The organism is Streptomyces sp. S6 (assembly GCF_054880855.1).
Genome location: NZ_JBTYMC010000735.1, coordinates 1 through 601, shown reverse-complemented (window position 1 = coordinate 601; position 601 = coordinate 1). Strand labels below are relative to the sequence as shown.

Annotated in this window: 1 protein-coding gene; it reads right to left on the bottom strand. The window is 75.4% G+C overall.

Features of this window, described 5'->3' with window-relative positions; translation table 11 throughout:
- Window positions 1–601: coiled-coil domain-containing protein (locus ACVNF4_RS36770; protein ID WP_461807141.1), on the bottom strand; the 601-nt coding region annotated here is incomplete at both ends.

Below are 601 nucleotides of genomic sequence, written 5' to 3'. Positions count from 1 at the left end.
GGCGGCTGCCGCGCGGGCGGAGGACGCCTGGCCGCCGGGGAAGGGCAGGTCGTCGCGGCCGGAGCGGGAGGCCCGGTCGTAGTCGGCGCGTTCGGCGGGCGAGAGGGAGTTGAGGAGTTCCCGGGCCCGCGCGAGCTTCCGCTCGACGGTCCGCTTGTGGGTCGCGACGGCCTTGCGGCTCTGCTCCAGCTCCCCGAGCTTCCCGGCCGCCTCGGCCCGCTCCTGGGCCAGGTCCCGCATCGCGAACTGGAGTTCCCGCAGCTGCCCGGTCTGGTGGGCGGTCAGCCGGTCGAGGGTCGCGGCCTTGTCGAGGTATTCGTCCGGGTCGTCGGAGAAGAGGAGCGCGATCGACGGATCGAGCCCACCGGCCCGGTACTGCGCCCCCGCGAGCTTCCCGAGGCGCTCCCGCATGGCGTTGATCCGCTCCTGCTGCCGGGCGATGGCGTCCTGTGCCCCGCTCACCTCGCGGCGCAGCTTCCCGGCCCGTTCGTCGGCCTTGTTGTAGGCCTCGGTGGCCTGCTCGGCCTCGGTGTAGAGCCGGTCGACCTCGGCCCGTGTCCCCCCGGACGGCGCGGCGTGCGCGGGGACGGCGCCGAGGGCC